This window comes from Klugiella xanthotipulae, from assembly GCF_006716695.1.
Classification (GTDB): Bacteria; Actinomycetota; Actinomycetes; order Actinomycetales; family Microbacteriaceae; genus Klugiella; species Klugiella xanthotipulae.
Genome location: NZ_VFPN01000001.1, coordinates 875,684 through 892,127 on the forward strand (window position 1 = coordinate 875,684; position 16,444 = coordinate 892,127).

General features: G+C 62.5%; 14 protein-coding genes. 3 read left to right on the forward strand and 11 right to left on the reverse strand.

The features are described 5' to 3' along the window. Positions 1–44: 44 nt before the first annotated feature. The 6 genes from FB466_RS03980 to FB466_RS13410 form a co-directional block, all read right to left on the reverse strand. The gene (locus FB466_RS03980; protein ID WP_141916035.1) at positions 45–1,214 is read right to left on the reverse strand and encodes a UDP-N-acetylmuramate dehydrogenase; all 1,170 of its coding nucleotides are present in this window, start codon (positions 1,212–1,214) and stop codon (positions 45–47) included. Then, complete coding sequence (locus tag FB466_RS03985) at positions 1,211–1,636, reverse strand: MaoC family dehydratase (protein WP_141916037.1); 426 nt, start codon at positions 1,634–1,636, stop codon at positions 1,211–1,213. Before FB466_RS03985 ends, FB466_RS03980 begins: the two co-directional genes overlap by 4 nt. Further along, positions 1,633–2,082 carry an FAS1-like dehydratase domain-containing protein gene (locus FB466_RS03990; RefSeq protein ID WP_141916038.1) on the reverse strand — a complete coding sequence of 150 codons (450 nt, stop codon included), beginning with the start codon at positions 2,080–2,082 and terminating at the stop codon, positions 1,633–1,635. The genes FB466_RS03985 and FB466_RS03990 overlap by 4 nt, the downstream gene beginning before the upstream one ends. 9 nt (positions 2,083–2,091) lie before the next feature. After that, positions 2,092–2,904, reverse strand: coding sequence for a sulfite exporter TauE/SafE family protein (locus FB466_RS03995; protein WP_141916040.1), 813 nt, complete (start codon positions 2,902–2,904; stop codon positions 2,092–2,094). A gap of 9 nt (positions 2,905–2,913) precedes the next feature. After that, entirely contained in the window at positions 2,914–3,597 is a 684-nt protein-coding gene (locus FB466_RS04000; RefSeq protein WP_170206014.1) for a CD225/dispanin family protein, read from the reverse strand. A gap of 190 nt (positions 3,598–3,787) precedes the next feature. Further along, on the reverse strand, positions 3,788–3,964 hold the full coding sequence (locus FB466_RS13410; protein WP_170206015.1) for a hypothetical protein: 177 nt from the start codon (positions 3,962–3,964) through the stop codon (positions 3,788–3,790). Between the two features lie 391 nt (positions 3,965–4,355). Here FB466_RS13410 and FB466_RS04005 point away from each other — a divergent pair, with 391 nt between their 5' ends. Both FB466_RS04005 and FB466_RS04010 read left to right on the forward strand, forming a co-directional pair. Beyond that, complete coding sequence (locus tag FB466_RS04005) at positions 4,356–7,379, forward strand: FHA domain-containing protein (RefSeq protein WP_141916043.1); 3,024 nt, start codon at positions 4,356–4,358, stop codon at positions 7,377–7,379. Between the two features lie 129 nt (positions 7,380–7,508). Continuing rightward, positions 7,509–8,690, forward strand: coding sequence for an AI-2E family transporter (locus tag FB466_RS04010; RefSeq protein ID WP_141916044.1), 1,182 nt, complete (start codon positions 7,509–7,511; stop codon positions 8,688–8,690). Between the two features lie 52 nt (positions 8,691–8,742). Here FB466_RS04010 and FB466_RS04015 read toward each other — a convergent pair whose 3' ends face one another. The 5 genes from FB466_RS04015 to FB466_RS04035 form a co-directional block, all read right to left on the reverse strand. Beyond that, entirely contained in the window at positions 8,743–9,276 is a 534-nt protein-coding gene (locus tag FB466_RS04015; protein ID WP_141916046.1) for a hypothetical protein, read from the reverse strand. A gap of 10 nt (positions 9,277–9,286) precedes the next feature. After that, entirely contained in the window at positions 9,287–9,697 is a 411-nt protein-coding gene (locus FB466_RS04020; RefSeq protein ID WP_141916047.1) for a hypothetical protein, read from the reverse strand. A gap of 85 nt (positions 9,698–9,782) precedes the next feature. Next, positions 9,783–10,718, reverse strand: coding sequence for a class C sortase (locus tag FB466_RS04025; protein WP_141916049.1), 936 nt, complete (start codon positions 10,716–10,718; stop codon positions 9,783–9,785). A 107-nt stretch (positions 10,719–10,825) separates the two neighbouring features. Then, positions 10,826–12,358, reverse strand: a complete 1,533-nt coding sequence (locus tag FB466_RS04030) for a SpaH/EbpB family LPXTG-anchored major pilin (protein WP_141916051.1) — start codon at positions 12,356–12,358, stop codon at positions 10,826–10,828. 81 nt (positions 12,359–12,439) lie between these two features. Then, positions 12,440–14,581, reverse strand: coding sequence for a DUF7927 domain-containing protein (locus tag FB466_RS04035; RefSeq protein ID WP_170206016.1), 2,142 nt, complete (start codon positions 14,579–14,581; stop codon positions 12,440–12,442). 344 nt (positions 14,582–14,925) lie between these two features. Here FB466_RS04035 and FB466_RS04040 point away from each other — a divergent pair. Further along, positions 14,926–16,148, forward strand: a protein-coding gene (locus tag FB466_RS04040) for an IS3 family transposase (RefSeq protein WP_141916055.1) whose coding sequence is annotated in 2 segments (ribosomal slippage) — positions 14,926–15,211 and positions 15,211–16,148 — 1,224 coding nt in all. Because the reading frame shifts where the segments join, the coding sequence is not laid out codon by codon here. The last annotated feature ends 296 nt before the right edge of the window (positions 16,149–16,444 follow it).

The following is a 16,444-nucleotide window of genomic DNA, read 5'->3' on the forward strand; positions in this document are numbered from 1 at the left end:
GTGACCGGGGGCACTCAGCGGCGCGACATCACGCCACGGCTCCTTTACAGCTCCAGGTCAACCAGCACGGGCTCCGGCTGAAGCACCACGCCAAACTCGGATTGCACGCGCTGCTGCACAAAACGGGCAAGTTGCGCCACCTCCTCACCGGTGGCACCGCCACGGTTGGTGATCGCGAGGGTGTGCCGCGACGAGATCGCGGCCCCCGAGCCCGGCAGGGCAAAACCGCGGCTCACCCCCGAGTTCTCGATCAGCCACGCCGCGCTCAGCTTGACCAGTCGGGGCTCGGCAGGAGCCTCCGCCCGGCGCAGCGGCACACCGCTCGCCAACTCCTCGAACGTGGTAACCGCAACGGCCTGCTCCTCTGGCTGGAGCGGCCAGCGCGGGGCCACCGCGGGCAAAGTGCGCGCGGCGCTCTCGGTCACGATGGGATTAGTGAAGAACGACCCCGCACTGACCGAATCCGGGTCGGTGGCATCCAGCACCATGCCCTTGCTCGCACGCAGGCGGATGACGGCGCGCCGCAGCTCTGCAAGAGGCACGCGGTCGCCGATACTGACCCCCAGGGCATCGGCGAGCTGCTGGTAGCGCACGGGGGCGCTCAGCGGGTTATCGGTATCAGCACTGCGGCGCAGGGTGAGATCAATCGAAAGCACAATGCCCAGGCGACCCTGCTTAATCACCGACGTGCGATAGCCCAGACCCAGCACCGCGGCGGGCATCCGGGTGATCGCCCCCGTCTCGTAGTCGAGGAAGGTGATCGCGTGCAGCACCTCCGCTATCTCCTGCCCGTAGGCCCCAATGTTTTGCACCGGGGCGGCACCGGCCGAGCCCGGGATACCCGAGAGTGCCTCAATACCGGCCAGACCGTGCGATACGGCGTACTCCACCACCGCGTCCCAGGAGTGCCCGGCCTGCACGCGCAGGCGCACAGCATCGGCGGGCTCGCCGGGGGTGTCGAGCACCTCGATACCCTGCGAGCGCACAAGGATGACGGTGCCGTCGAACCCCTCCTCGGAGACCACCGTGTTGGAGCCGCCCCCCAGCAGCATCCACTCGTCCGGCCCCTGCCAGGTGAGGCCGGCCACGTGGACCAGCTCATCAGATGTCCGGCCCACAAACACGCGCCCGGCCTCACCACCCACGCGGATGGTGGTCAGGTCGCGAAAGGCCGACGGTTCGCCCGTATCACCCTGGTTGATGTGGGGCCTCATGCCAGCCTCACCCGAACCTGGGCCTTGCCCAGGACGGTGGCCCCATCGAACGAAACGGTCAGGTCGATCCGGGCCTCCCGAGCCTCGGCATCCAGCTGGCCCACCTTCGCAACAATGAAGACCTCGGCCCCCGCGGCGGCATCCACCGGCACGGGCCGGGTGAAGCGCACCTGGTAGTCGCTCACGGCGGCGGGGTCGCCCACCCAGTCAACGACCGGCTGCACGGCCAGGCCCATCGTGAGCATCCCGTGGGCAAGAACGCCGGGTAGGCCCACCGATGTGGCAACATCGTCACGGTAGTGGATGGGGTTGAAGTCTCCGGATGCCCCGGCGTAACGCACGAGGGAATCGCGTGTGAGCGTCACCCTGCGCTCCGCAACAACATCGCCCACAGCCAGGCCGTCATAGTGTGTGATGCTCATGACTCGTCTCCTCGCACAACCAGCGTCGAAAGTGCGGTGACTACGTGGTCGCCGCCCGGGTCAACCACGACGGTCTCGCTCGTGATCATCGAGTGGCCACCCAGCTGCTTGACCGCGGTGACCGTGAGGGTGGCGCGCAGCTCGTCACCGGCGACGATGGCGCGGGTCGCGGTGAAGCGCTGGTCGCCGTGCACCACGCGGCTAAAGTCGACCCCGGCATCCGGGTCGCTCAGCAGCTGCTGAAGAGTGAGCTCCTGGATGACGATGGGGAAGGTGGGCGGGGCAACGATATCGGCGTGGCCGGCCGCACGAGCAGCCTCAACGTCGAGGTTGATGGGGCTGGTGGCGAGGACGGCGCGGGAAAACTCGCGCACCTTCTCGCGGCCAACCAGATACGGCTCGGTTTGCGGGTAGCTCTTACCCTGAATCTCGGGGTTAATAGACACCCTGCAATCCTATAGCTGCGGGCGAACGCGGGCCGCCCGGTCGGCGCGGAGGCGCTGGAGGAGCATCCGGGCCACGACCACCACGAGGAAGCAGGCAAACAGGATGTTGCTGGCCAGCGGTGTGAGCGCGCCGGCAACGATGGCCCCCACCCAGGTGACGGTGCAGGCGGAGAGACCCACAACCGCGGCGGCTTTCAGATCGACATTACCGCGCCGGAGGTTGCCGATCGTGCCCGAGAGCGAGCCGGGAATCATCATGAGCAGCGACGTGCCCTTGGCCACAAGGTCACTCGCGCCAAAAAAAACGATCAGCACGGGCACCACGATGATGCCGCCACCCACACCGAGAAGACCCGACAGGATGCCCGTGGCGCACCCCAGCGCGATCAGCCCGGCAACACCCCACCCGGCCATGGTGAACACACCGTCGCGGGAGGGCACGATCATAAACATCTGGATGATCACAAACACCTGGAACAGGATGAACCCCCACTGCAGGTACCGCTGCGAGATCCGCGCCAGCAGGTAGCTGCCCAGCTGCGCCCCCACCACCATGCCAACCGCGAGCAGAAGGGCCGCAATCCAGTTGACCTCGCCGTTGACGGCGTAACTGATCACGCCGACCGTGACGGTGGGCACGATCGCGGCGAGCGAGGTGCCCGCAGCCATTCGCTGCTCGAACCCCAGGGCCAGTACGAGCGCCGGCACGATCACGACGCCACCGCCCACACCAAACAGACCCGACAAGAAACCGCCGACCACTCCGATAACGATGAGTTTTATCAGCCATCCGGTGTGGGCGGTTGGGGCAGTGGTGGTCATCCCCCCACCCTATTCCCCGGCGGACACCACACACTGCACGGAGTTGGAGTCCTCGGCGGTCTCGGTGGCATGACTCACCTCGGTCGTATCGGCATCCAGGATGCGGCAGGACATCTGGCTGTCGGAGTCCTCATCAAAGACCCAAAATTCAATCTTGCTGCCGGGCTCCACCGAGATCTCCTTGCCCCAGGTGCCCGAGAACTTGTCATCAACAATGGTCTCGTTGTTGACGACCACCTGCACCCCGGAATCCGCCTTGCTCTCGGCGGAGAGCGTGTACCGGACGGTCGCGGCCGCGGTCGCGCCACCACGGGAGTTATCCACAACGTTCTCTTCGGGATCAATCAGCGCACCGCCCACAACCTGCGAGGCCATAATCACGCCGAATACCACGATCCCGGTAAGGACCGCGGAGACTCCACCCACCACGACTCCCCACAGACCAAACAGTTTAACGTTGCGAGAAGCCTGTACGGCTCCGGTCCGGTCGCCAGCCGCGAGCCGCTGACCCACCCGGATCGAGTTGATGAGCGCCACAATACCCAGCGGGAGGAAGAGCACAATGGCCACAATCGCGAGCGGAAGCCGCGATGGCGGCGGGCCAGCCGGGGTGGCACCCTGGGCCTCGGCATCACCGGGGCCCAGCTCGCCCAGGAAGCTCTTCTCGGGCGGCAGTTGAGTAGGTGTAGACACAGCAATTCCTTCTGAGATGCGGTTAGCCATCACCAACAGTCACCGCCCTCCCCCCGGAGGTGACCTCAGCGAACGGACGTTGTTCGACACGACGCGCACACGGATAGCACCGGGCGCAAAAAGCACATAGCCCTCCCATTAAACACCAGAAGTCCGACCCCCGCGCGACCGGGACGCCGACTCCTCGGGGTCACTCCTGAGCCGCTGTCTCTCCGGCCGTACCCTCGTCGTCATCAATCTCGGGCGGACCGGAGGGGTCAAGCGCCCCTCCCTCGGAGGCCCAATCCTCGTAGCGCTCGGCCTCACTCGATGACACGTGCGGGGGTTCATGAAGTCGGCTTCTCCGTACATCCACTATCTTTCGCATGGGCACACGCTAACCCCGCGACGGCATCACAGATAGGGGGTGGACAACGCGGATGCCGGAGGCGCACACTCTGCCCGGTGGTCACGGCAGGAGCTGGCTGCCCAACCCGCAACAGAATATTAACCCTCACTATGAAGTTAATTCACCCTCTAATTTTTCACCCTCTACTGAGAGGGTGAAGCTTTTCGTCGTCACCGGGATGCGGTGTTAGCATGACGTAGATTCAGCATTCAACGCACGGCGTGCCGCGGCGGTTGTTCCCCGGGGGAGAGCGATCACTGCACGCCGCGGGGCAGATACCTGCCGACGGGGGCCACACCCACATCCGCGGCGTAGCCCAGACACCCGTGCTCACGCGGGGAATAATCAGGACAAGCGGAGAGACTTAAGCATGAGCGATGCAGTGCTCAAATGGGGAAACAAAGAATTACTCTTGTCACCCGGCGAGTCGGTCAATATCGGCCGCGGGCCGGAGTGCGAAATTGTCATCCCTGAACGGCAGCTCTCCCGAGTACACGCGGTGGTCTACTACGCCGATGGCTGGCTCATCGCCGACCGCAACAGCACCAACGGAACGTTCGTCGAGGGCAAGGCCGTCGATACCCACTGGCTCACGGACGGGACCGAGTTGCGGTTGGGCGATCCGACATCCGGATCTCTTCTCACGGTTGACCTGACCGGTTCCCCCGCCGAAAAAACCGCCCCGCCCTCACAGGAGATCTCCATCTTCCTCGGCGACGAGGAACGCCGCTTCGACAGCGTCGACACCGTCCTCATTGGGCGCGGCCCCGAATGCGACCTCGTGCTCACCAACCCACTCGTGTCGCGTATCCACGCGGTGCTGCACTTCTCCGATGGCTGGTTTATCCGCGACAACGAGAGCCGCAACGGCAGCTATGTGGGAACCACCCGCATCGACGCCGAGTGGGTGGGCAGCGGCGTGGAGATCTACCTGGGCGACCCCATCTCGGGCACTCGCCTACGGATTGAGCCCACTCCGCATCCCGTTCCCGCTGCCGAGTTGCAGCCCGTCACGGGCAAACACGCCGATGCCGAGTCCGCAGCGCGCCTGGCCTCCGCGGGAAACCTCGTCAGCGCGGGGGCACCCCTCAACTCACCGTCCGAGGGCTCCTCGGCAGCGGCCGCCTCACTCGCCCCGGTTGCGGCACCACCCGCCCCCGGTCAGGCCGACGACCTCGTTGGTCTCCCACACTTTATGCCCCCCGCCGACGATGAGGTCTACGTGAGCCCCGTGAGCCCCGTGACCCCCGCCCGCCCCGGCGTCACGATCACGCCCATTGAACACCGGGGAGGATCAGTCACCACTCCCGAGGATGCTCCCGGCGGCCCACCGCCCGCTGCGTCCGAAGAGACCGGCGGGGAGGGCGGCCACCTCTTTGACGAGGATATCGAAAGCACCACCCTCGACGGCCAGGAGCCACAGCGCTTCCGCGCCATCCCCAAGACCCTGGAGACTCCACCCGAGGGCTCGACCGTGCTCACAATCGGCACCGCCGCCGACAACACCCACCAGCTCAACGATGTACTCGTCTCACGCCACCACGCCCGACTCACGGAGACCGCCGAGGGCTTTGCCATTGACGACCTCCGGAGCCTCAACGGCACATACATCAACGGCCAGCTCATCTCCTCCGGAATCATGCGCGAGGGCGACCGGCTCACGGTGGGACACAACGACTTTGTGCGGCTCCGCGGCGCGCTCGTCCTAGAGCGCGAGGCCGAGCCAACCGCCGGTGGACTGGAAGTGGACGGTCTGGGTTACAGTCTGCCCAGCGGCAAACGACTCCTGCGCGGCGTCGACCTCACCGCGCGCCGCGGAACCCTCACCGCAGTGATCGGCCCCTCGGGTGCGGGAAAATCCACACTTGCCAAGGTCCTCACGGGCCTCGTCTCACCGTCGCAGGGCTCGGTACTCTTCGATGAGTTCGATGTACACGACAATTACTCCATCGTGAGCTCCCGCATTGGCCTGGTGCCACAGTCGGACGTACTGCACCAGCAGCTCACGCTCACGCGCGCACTCACGTTTGCGGCCGAGCTCCGACTCTCCCCCGAAATCGACGAGGCAGCTCGCGTGGAGAAGGTTACCCATGTGATGGCCCAGCTGGGACTCACCGGCCACGAGATGACCCGTATCGACACGCTCTCGGGCGGCCAGCGCAAACGTGCCTCCGTGGCACTTGAGCTCCTCACCGAACCGTCGCTCCTCGTGCTTGACGAACCTACATCCGGCCTCGACCCGGCCCTCGACCGCCAGGTGATGTTGATGCTGCGCGAACTCGCCGACGGCGACCGGGCCGTGGTTGTGGTCACGCACTCTGTCTCCTACCTCAACTTCTGCGACCAGGTACTCGTGCTCTCCACCGGTGGGATGCCCGCCTACTGCGGCCCCGTCTCCGGGCTCAAAGGCCACTTCGGTACCGACGACTGGGCCGATATCTTTGCCACGATTACCGAGAGCCCCGAGAAGGCCTACGCGCACTATCGCATCTCGATGGAACCACCCCAGCAGTCCAAGCCACCGCGGCCCCGCCTGAGCGCCCGGCCCGGGGCCAAGCGCTCCGGCCCCACCTGGCTGACACAGTTTAAGACGGTGGCCACGCGTCAGACTCGCCTGCTCACCGCCAATCCCGGCTACCTCTCCTTCCTCGTTGCCCTCCCCTTCGTGATGGGCGCACTGGCCCTCACCGTGCCGGGATCATACGGCTTCACCGCAACCGACCCACACAACCTCGAAACGGTCACGGAGCCTACCAAGGTCCTCGCCCTCCTCATCATCGGGGCAACCTTCATGGGGGCATCCATTTCGGTACGCGACCTGATCGGCGAGCGCGACATCTTCCAGCGCGAGAGAGCCGTGGGGCTCTCCGTCTCAGCGTACGTGTGTGCCAAAGTCTTCATCCTCGGGGCGCTTGCCTGGCTCTCGACCGGCATCATGCTGGTGATCGTCCTGATCGGTAAGAACCCCCCCGAGAATTCACTCGTACTGCCCAACGGTTCGCTCGAAATGTTTGTGGCGCTGGGCCTCGCTTCCTCCACCACCATGGTGCTGGGCCTGCTGATCTCGTCGCTCGTCAAATCGAGCGAGCAGGTGATGCCCGTACTCATCGTCGTGGTGATGTCACAGCTGGTCATGCACGGCGGCATCATCCCCGTCACGGGCCGCGCGGTGCTTGATCAGATCTCCTTCCTGATGCCCGCCCGCTGGGGCTACGGGGCCGCCGCCGCGGGAATCGACATACGCGCACTGGTTCCCTCCACCAAAGACGACTGGCTCTGGGACCACAACGCGGGTGTCTGGTGGCTGTCGATCGGTGTGCTGATGCTGTTCTCGATCATCTTCGCGGCGGGCACCATCATCCGCCTCACGGATGCCAAGCGCACCCGCAGCTAGACGGTGGGCGGCCGGTCACGCGCCGCTCCCGGTAGCCTCTTCTCTCGATGGCGGAGGTTCGCTAGGGTCAGAGGATGAGGCCGCTCATCCGGTCAGCATCCCGTGCAGCCAGAGAATCCGGAGTCACCCATGAGAACCAGACGAAACATCCGCAGGCCCGCCTCCCGCGCCGCGACACCCCGCGCGGCGGTGACCGCCGAACGGCCGCCGGAAGCGGAGGCTGATATCGCGATTGCCACCGACCACGGGGGCCTGCCACGGGGAGTGTCGATCAACGCATTCCGGATCGGCCTCGTCGGCGGGCTGGGCGTACTCGCCTCGCTCGTGATTGGCGGCATGATTAGCCAGCTGAGCACCGTGTTGGTGTACATCGGGGTTGCCCTTTTCCTCGCCCTCGGGCTCGACCCGCTCGTCTCGTGGCTGGAGCAGAAGATGCCCCGCGGGCTGGCCATCGGCACCGTGGTGCTGGCCGTGGTACTCGTGTTTGCAGGCCTGCTCTTTGCCGTCATCCCCATCATCGTGGACCAGACCAGCAAGCTCATCGCGAGCGTGCCCGACATGGTGAACGACATCGTGAACAACAAGTGGTTGCAGGATGTCCAGGACCGCCTGGGCGGTGTCGTCGATATCGACGCGGCCCTCAAGAACCTCGAAGACTTTGTGGGCGACCCCAATAACCTGCTGTCGATTGGCGGCGGCCTGTTGGCCGTGGGGGCCGGGGTGGCCGGCGGGTTTACCGGCGTGGTGATTGTGCTCATCCTGATGCTGTATTTTCTTGCCTCGCTGCGCTCCATGAAGCAGGTCACGTATCGCTTCGTCGCCGCCGACAAGCGCACAGACTTCGCCGAGGTGAGCGAGGAGATCACGCAGGCCGTGGGCCGCTACGTGGTGGGTCAAGTGAGTCTCGCGCTGATCAACGGTGTTCTCAGCTTTATTTTCCTCACGATTATCGGGGCCCCGCTGCCGGTGCTACTGGCCGTGATCGCCTTTATCGCGTCGATTATCCCGCTCGTAGGCACACTGTCCGGTGCCGTGATTATCAGCCTGGTCTGCCTGTTTGCATCGCCGCTGACGGCGCTCGTCGCGGCGATCTACTACATCATTTACATGCAGGTCGAGGCATACGTGCTGAGCCCGAGAATCATGAACCGTGCCGTTGCGGTGCCCGGGGCGGTTGTGGTCATCGCGGCCGTGGCCGGTGGTGCGATCGGCGGCGTGCTCGGGGCGCTCGTGGCAATCCCCATCGCGGCATCGGTGATTATCATCATCCAGAAGATCGTTTTCCCGCGGCAGGACGCCAAGAAGGGTTAGCAGGTGCCTCACCGGACGGTATCGGCCCCCGCAGCTGCGGGAACGAGTGTGCCTAGAACCAACGCCACAGCGCCATCGACCAGAGGAGAGCGACAGCGCCCAGCACGGTGAGCAGCGCCACCAGCCAGCGATGATGCTCGGCACAGAAGTACGCGCAGCGGCGACCCGCGACCGCACAGACCACCCCCACGACCAGGTAGAGGTAGGGCAGCCCGAGGGCGGCAGGCAGCGCGAATTGGAGGACCATTCCCAGCACAGCGATCACTATGCCGACCGGGGCCGACCAGATGAGCTGCCGCCGCCGGGACAGGCCGCGGCGATCAAGGGCCAGGGTGAGGGGGATACCCACCACGACCGCAACGGGAAGGGCTACCTGGCAGGCCACAGCAAACGTAAAGGGCGCTGCGGGGAGATAGAACGAAAAAATCACACACACGTAGGCGATGCTTGCAAGCGCAATCGCGAGCAGGTAGCCGGCAAGGACGCTCAGGGAAGTCCACAGGCCACCCCGGCGTTCGGGCGCGGCAGTATCGCTCGGTGACTGCGCACCGTCACGCGCCAACTCCGCGGCGGCATCCTCGGTCACGGGTGTGCTGCTACTTCTCGGGGATGGCGGCCATGGTGTAGTCCACCAGGAAGTTGTCGCCCTCCTGGGAGAGCAGCACCGTGACGCTCATATCGCCGTCGCTGTAGTTGTAAGTGCGACTCTTGGGGTCGTCCTCATTGGTACCGATATTCTTAAACCCGGCATCCGTGAGCTTATCGAGGGCATCCTGCTGGGCATCCGCGCTGTCAACAATGACGGTAGCCGCCCAGCCCACGCTGGCAAAGGGCTCAGCCGTGACGATCGTGCCGTCGGCGAGGGGAACATCGACGGGGAAGTCCTCGGGCAGCGCGACCGCTGTGTTTTCGGCCGCACCCGATTCCTGAGCACACCCGGTGAGCACCGGTGTGAGCGCGAGCGCCCCAACGAGTAGAACTGATGCAACGGTCTTACGTAAAATCATGTGTTTCCTCCGCTCCCTAGGGTAGACCACCACACCAGAACTACCGGACCGTGCTCATCCCGGACCGTGCTCATCCCGGGACGAGTCAGCCCTGGGCCGGAGGGGGCCTGGCGGCCTCATCATCCGTGGACGGTTCCGGTGATTGTTCTCGTCGGCGTCCACCCGCCGACCGTTGCCACCACCGGTTCGGCGCAAAAATGGTGACCGCGATAATCGTGAGCACCCCCACAAAAATGAGTATCCACCAAGGGAAAGAGGCGGCGGTACTGGTGGAGAGATTTTCTGCGGCGGCACCCGTCGGGGCGTCGATCCGCACCCCACGCACGAGGAGACGGTGCGAGTTCACATTAATCGGTGTGCAGGTAACGAGAGTGACGTAATCTTCGCCCGGCACAATTCTCAACGCTGACAGGTCTTCAGGTTTCACCACGAGGATCTGATCGACACGGTAATAAATGGTTCTCCCCACTGCCGTAATGCTGAAAGTGTCGCCGAGGCGAGCCTTCGCGAGGTTCGTGAACATTAATGCCTCCGGCATACCGGAGTGTGCGGTGAGCACGCTGTGCGTTCCCGGCCCGCCAACCGGCAGGGAGGAACCAAGAAAGTGGCCGACACCACGATCAAGGGCTTCCGCGCTCGTGTCGTGGTAAATGGGAAGGTCGATACCGAGAGAAGGAATATCCAGTTGCGCGATCGTGTCCGTATCGGGAACACGCAGCTGGCGCAGGTAATCCGCCGCCGCCGCTGTGCCCGTCGCCGGTTGGGCGGTGGTGTATGGGTCACGGAGGTCCCCAATAGGGAGGGCCCGGTTGTAATCCTCCGCAGCAGCCAGAAGCGCAGACTTCTGCTCCCCCGGCACGCCCTGAACCTGCGTGGCATACGCAGCAAGGACACCGCTTTGGGCGCTGGCAGTGAACCAGGAGGCTGCCGCGGGATACAGCATCACACTGACACCAACAACCGCAGCAACCATCAGCATCACCTGCTGCCGCCGACCCCGCGCTACACCCGTGCGCCTCATGATTGTTTTCCCCTCACTAACGACGTGGTGGAAGCCGAGGACACCCCCGACTTCCACCACGTTATGGATGCGGTCACCGCCTGAATCGGCGGGACAGCAGCACGTTCTTAGGCTTCGACAGACACCCGACGACGGCTGCGGATCACCAGGAGAACAACACCCAGCATGATCACAGCGCCACTCCCGTAGAAAAGGCTCGCGCTCAGCACCGAACCTGTGAACGGAAGCTGGAATCCACCGTGAGCAGGCGAGTTCTCAATCGTGTAGTCGATGACGGTATCGTCGCTGAGAACTTCCACCCGATACGGCTTGGCGAGGAGCTCGTAGTTGGCCGGAGCCTTCGTCTCCACAATCCAGTAGTACTGGTAGTGGCTGTCCGTCTGGGGAACTACCGCGCCGTTATACCAATCCGAATTGTGCAGACCCGAGATGGTAACCGTACCGTCGGAAGAGGTCGTCCAGGTGCTGGTAGAGGCGCCACCCTTCGTGACCACGATGGGGTTGGTCTGTGCCTGTGCGTCCGCCTCTGTGGCGAATACCCGGAACTCCGCACCCGCCAGCGCCGTCGCGGTGTTCGCCGCGCTGACCTTCTTCAGAGTCACGTTGCCGTACTTGGTTTCCGCAGGGTTGGTCGTCGTCGGGCCGCCCGGCTCCCCCGGAAGAATGGTGAAGCTGGGCAGGTTCGGGTAAACAATCGCGGTGTTCGAGATCTCACCGATCTCGTTAATCGTGGTGTTGATAACAACCTTGACCTGCGCATCGGCGTTCGCAGCCTTCGCAGCGACAAGCTTAGCCAGCCCGGCCGGGGTGAACTGAATAGTGACATCATTCGTCAGCACGGGGGTGCTGGGAGCAACGCCAATGGTGTAGTCAGTGCCCACGGTCAGAGCGGTGTCCGGGTTCGTCAGCGAAACTGTTGCGCCCGTGTAGTCAAGACGCGCGTCAAGCGGGTCCACAATCTTGTACCCGTCAATCGGGTCTACGACCGGAATGTTTCCCAGGATCGTCCAGTCCACAGAGTCACCGACCGCGTACTGCTGATAATCCTCAACAGTCTTTGTTCCCGCCTTGGTCACCACATTCTTCGGGTACACGTGAACGTTATACAGCCACGAGTTAAGCGTGCTCGGGTTTGTGATCGGAACGGTCACCAGGAACGGCTTAGCCGGTACCGCATCCGCCGGATACCCCGTCTCGGTGACGAGGTACACACCCAGCGGCAGGTTACCCGCCGTCGCAATACCGTTCGAGTCGGTGATCACACTCGATGCATTATCGGAGGGAGCCGTCGCCGCCGCATCCGCGGTAAGACCCGTTAACGCCGTCCACCCCGCGTTCGTCGCCAGGTTATACGTTGACGGGTCAATCCGCTTCACCGAGAACGTCACACCCGGCATTGCCGTGAGACCGCTGGTATCACCGGCAGGCAACTCGGTGCCGTCCGCGGTGAGGTTCGTCGTCGCGTTCAACTGTTCGAACTTGTGGATTGTGATCGACCCCACCGCCTGTGGGTCGGGGTTAACAAGAGACCCGGACGGGTCGGCGAAGGCCAGCGACCCTGCGCCGAGCACGAGAACCGCACCCACCGCTACCGTCGACCCAAGCTGCAACATACGTCGCTTGATTGGTATTGAAGACACGATACTCCTTAAATCTGATCTAACGTGATTGAATGATCCTGTGAACCACAGGAAGCTATGAGGGGGTAACCGGTAAGACGATCACATCCGGCGACGAACGCGGAACCGCGTTATCGCGACCAACGAGGCAACACACACCAGTGCGAGAAGACCGATAACCGTGTACGGTACGCTCGGCCCGCTCCCAGCCAGGGGAAGCGCTAATGCCGGCGCATCAACAACCGTGATCGTTGACCCGCTCACCGTCACCTGCGGGTTCGCCGCTGCTGTGACGACCTGGAGGACACCGGTCGATGAGAGAGTGAACGCGACCGGCTGTGCCAACAACGAATGCCCGGCGGGAGCAGCAGTCTCCTGCAACCAGTACGTACCAGCCCGCACACCCGTGAACTCGAACAAACCCGTCTGCCCGACAACCGGTGTCACCGTCGACCCCGCCACCGGTGACCCGGGGATACCCGCACTATCGGTGAGTACCTGGAACTGCGAGCCACCCATCGCGACCCGGCCATCATTTCCGTCACTACCCAACTTCTGGATCAGAATCCGTCCAGCGGTCTTTGTTGTCGTTGTACACACCGCAGCAACAGGTGTCACACCGGCAGCACACGTCGTCGGAGGCACGGCACCCGTCCCCGTCACAACATTCGTCACAGCCGAAGACCACGCCGTAGAACCAACAGTGACCTGATAGGTCAACACCGCTGTCTGCGGGGCTGTCAACGTCAACGATGGCGTCACCAGTTTCGGTGTGGCACCCACCGGATCAGCAAGAGAAACCGGTGCCCCACCAGCCACCGTCAACCGTGCAGAGCCCGGCACAAACGTGGCGTTATTCAGCACCTTCGACAGGTCATCAGTCAATACCACACCGGTTACAACACCACTCGAAGCAGATGCCGTCACCGTGTAGGTGATAACGTCGCCCGGCTTCACTGCCCCCTCCGCCGGGACAACTCCACCCACCGTCGCCGTCTTCGATATCGACCACACCGGCGCACGCGTCGTCGTCGTCACGGTAGACGTGTTGTTTGACACAACCGGGTCAGAATCGACACCAGCAACCGTCGCCGTATTCGTCACAACAGCACCCCCCGTCACCGGTGCCGTCCCCGACAACCGAATATTGGTGAACGCTTGACCGGCATCGAGAACACTCTTCACCCATGCGGTCTTATCCGTCCCCGCACTCGGAGTAGCGTCTGCAACGGTTGATACCGTCGAATTCGTCGCAACTGTGTATCCCGAAGGGGCCGCCGAACACACTAAGTTTTTTACCACCAACGTGCACCCCGCCGGTGCGGACACAAGCACCGGATTTGTCACATTCGCCGGGACAACATCCCGAATCGTGAAACCATGCGAATCAGCAGGACCCGCATTAGATACAGCCACCGACCAGTTAATCGTCCCGCCCGAATCCACCAGAGCCGGAGCAGACTTCACCACCTGCAGATCCGCAGACGGAACACCTACCGAGGTGAGAACACCGCCACCCCACGAAACTGTCGGGGTAACCGCAGGACTGACCTGCCGGGTCATCCGGGCCATCATCGTATAGACGAAGGTCACGCTCGACACCATGCCACTAACCACAACCTTGTTGGCTACCGTTTGTGGATTGAGGCCGCACATCGTCGTGTCAAGGGCCGGGTTTCGGGTCGCCTTGGTGCCGGACCAGGTCGAATCTGCATCCGACGCGATCAACTGCAACTTCGTGGCATCCGCGGGCTGACCATTGACCGCTGAAATCTCAATATCTGCCCACGTCGCACTGCAGGCTGTCGTGGCTGCACCCGACTCCCAGCTGCCGGAGCCGAATCCCACTCTCGGATTTGCGATGGGATGCGCAAACGTGATGGTTGCCGTACCCGTACCGCAGGAGACCGTTTTCCCGGTTGGGGGTGCCGTTCCCAGACACAACCTATTGAGGTTCGGAGAATTTTGGTTCATTAACATCTCCACACCCGCACCCCCCAACCCAGACTTAATGCTCACGACACCATCGTCGCGGGACGTGTAAGTCATGCTGTTACCCAGCCCGGCCAGGTTGCCCGGCAGCGCCACCTGGGCCGATGTTGTGGAAGAGGGAATCACGTCCCACGGCATAGCCGTAACATATCCAGTTCCCGCAGCCGACTCAGCGGTCGCGGTTTCGGTGCTGGAAAGCCCTCCCATAACCGCGAGGAGAATCGTAACCAGGGTGGCAATAAACCGACGCATCTTTATTGAATGCTGTTTAACCCGACGGTTTTTAGCCTCCACTGACACAGGGGGGGCACTGTTTCGTGTGACGTAACTCATAGGCATTAGAGGTGTAGATCCCTTAGATACTGGTTGTGTTACTTGACAATAAGCACGTCCTCCAGGCCGAAATCAGATAAATACGAGACTGCAGTGGGTGGGCACCGGCGGTGCAGTAGTTAAATCGGGATCTACCACGAATCGTTGAAGATCACGGACGCACCTGCAGTGATTGTGCGCTCGTGTTGCGTAGTCCCTGAAACGCACCTGGAACTGGTTTGGCCTGGGTTTAGTTCCGTACTTTCAACAAGGATAGGAACACCATGGCAAACAAATATGAACCAGAATTCCGTGAACGCGCGCTGCGTATGCTCACCGAAGCGCTCCCCGAGCATACGAGCCTCAACGCAGCCAGCAACCAGGTCGGCAAGCTCCTCGGTGTCTCACCAGACACGCTGCGTATCTGGCATCGTCAAACGCTGATCGATACTGGCCAAAAACCCGGCGTGACCACTGATATGAACGAGGAGAACCGGCGACTGCGCCGCGAAGTCGCTGAACTCAAGAAAGCAAACGAAGTCTTGCGAGCTGCGAGCATATTTTTCGCCAAGGAACTCGACCCGCCACGAACGAAATGATCCAATTCATCGATACCTATCGTGATCGTTTCGGGGTTGAGTTCCTGTGCTGTGTGCTGGGCTCGGCAATTCGTGGGTTTCTGACGTCCCGAGGATATCGGGCAGCGAAACACAGACTCCCGTCGGTCAGGAAACTACGCGACGAGATTCTCGTCACCGAGATCCGTCAACTCCACAAACAGCACTACAGCGTCTACGGGCGCCGCAAGATGCACGCCCTCCTCACCAGAGCAGGGTGGGTCATCGGACGCGACCAAACCGAGCGTCTGATGAAAATCGCCGGAGTGCGTGGGGTACGTCGTTCGAAGAGAGCCTTCACAACAACGAGTGACGTCAGGGATCAGCTGCCGGGTGATCTCGTCGAACGCCAGTTCGTGGCCGACGGGCCAATGAAGTTGTTGGTGTGTGACATCACTTACGTTGCTACGTGGGCTGGGTTCGCATACACCGCGTTCATTATTGATGTCTTTGATCGTAAGATCGTTGGCTGGAACGTTGCCTCAACACTGAAAGCTGAGATACTGCCGCTGCAGGCGCTTGAGATGGCGGCCTGGCAATCAGGTGGAACGCTCGACGGGGCCGTGCATCACAGCGACCACGGATCGAACTACATGTCGATGGTCTACTCCAACCGCGTCAGAGAACTGGGGGCGATTCCTTCAACGGGGACCGTAGGTGACAGCTACGATAATGCCCTGGCCGAGTCAGTGAACGCGCTCTACAAAGCAGAACTCATCCGCATGCGTGGCCCCTGGAAAACAGTTGAGGAAGTCGAACTCGCCACCCTGGAGTATGTGTGGTGGTGGAACAATGAGCGCCTCCACGGCGAGCTAGGCAGGCGAACCCCGGTCGAGGTTGAGACGGCGTACTATGCTGAGGCGCAGTCACTCGTGACAACCGTCGAGTGATGAACAAAATAGTCGGAACTAAACCCAGGCCAAACCAAACAGAGTGGAAGAACATCTCCACCCCAGCGTCCTCACGGAACTCGATCGAGTACAACCGGGACATGATGACGCCTCCCTCTCCCGAACGATGGGAAAGGAAACCAATCATGGATACTTTTTTCAGACTTTACGGGATCAATTGCGGTTATTGTTCTCTTTAACACTGAAGGCCAGTATTTTGGGCGCATCGGAGTTTTAGGGAACGACCGTGCACCATGAACGCTATGGGGAGTGTTGTGAATAACGTATGTAACGGT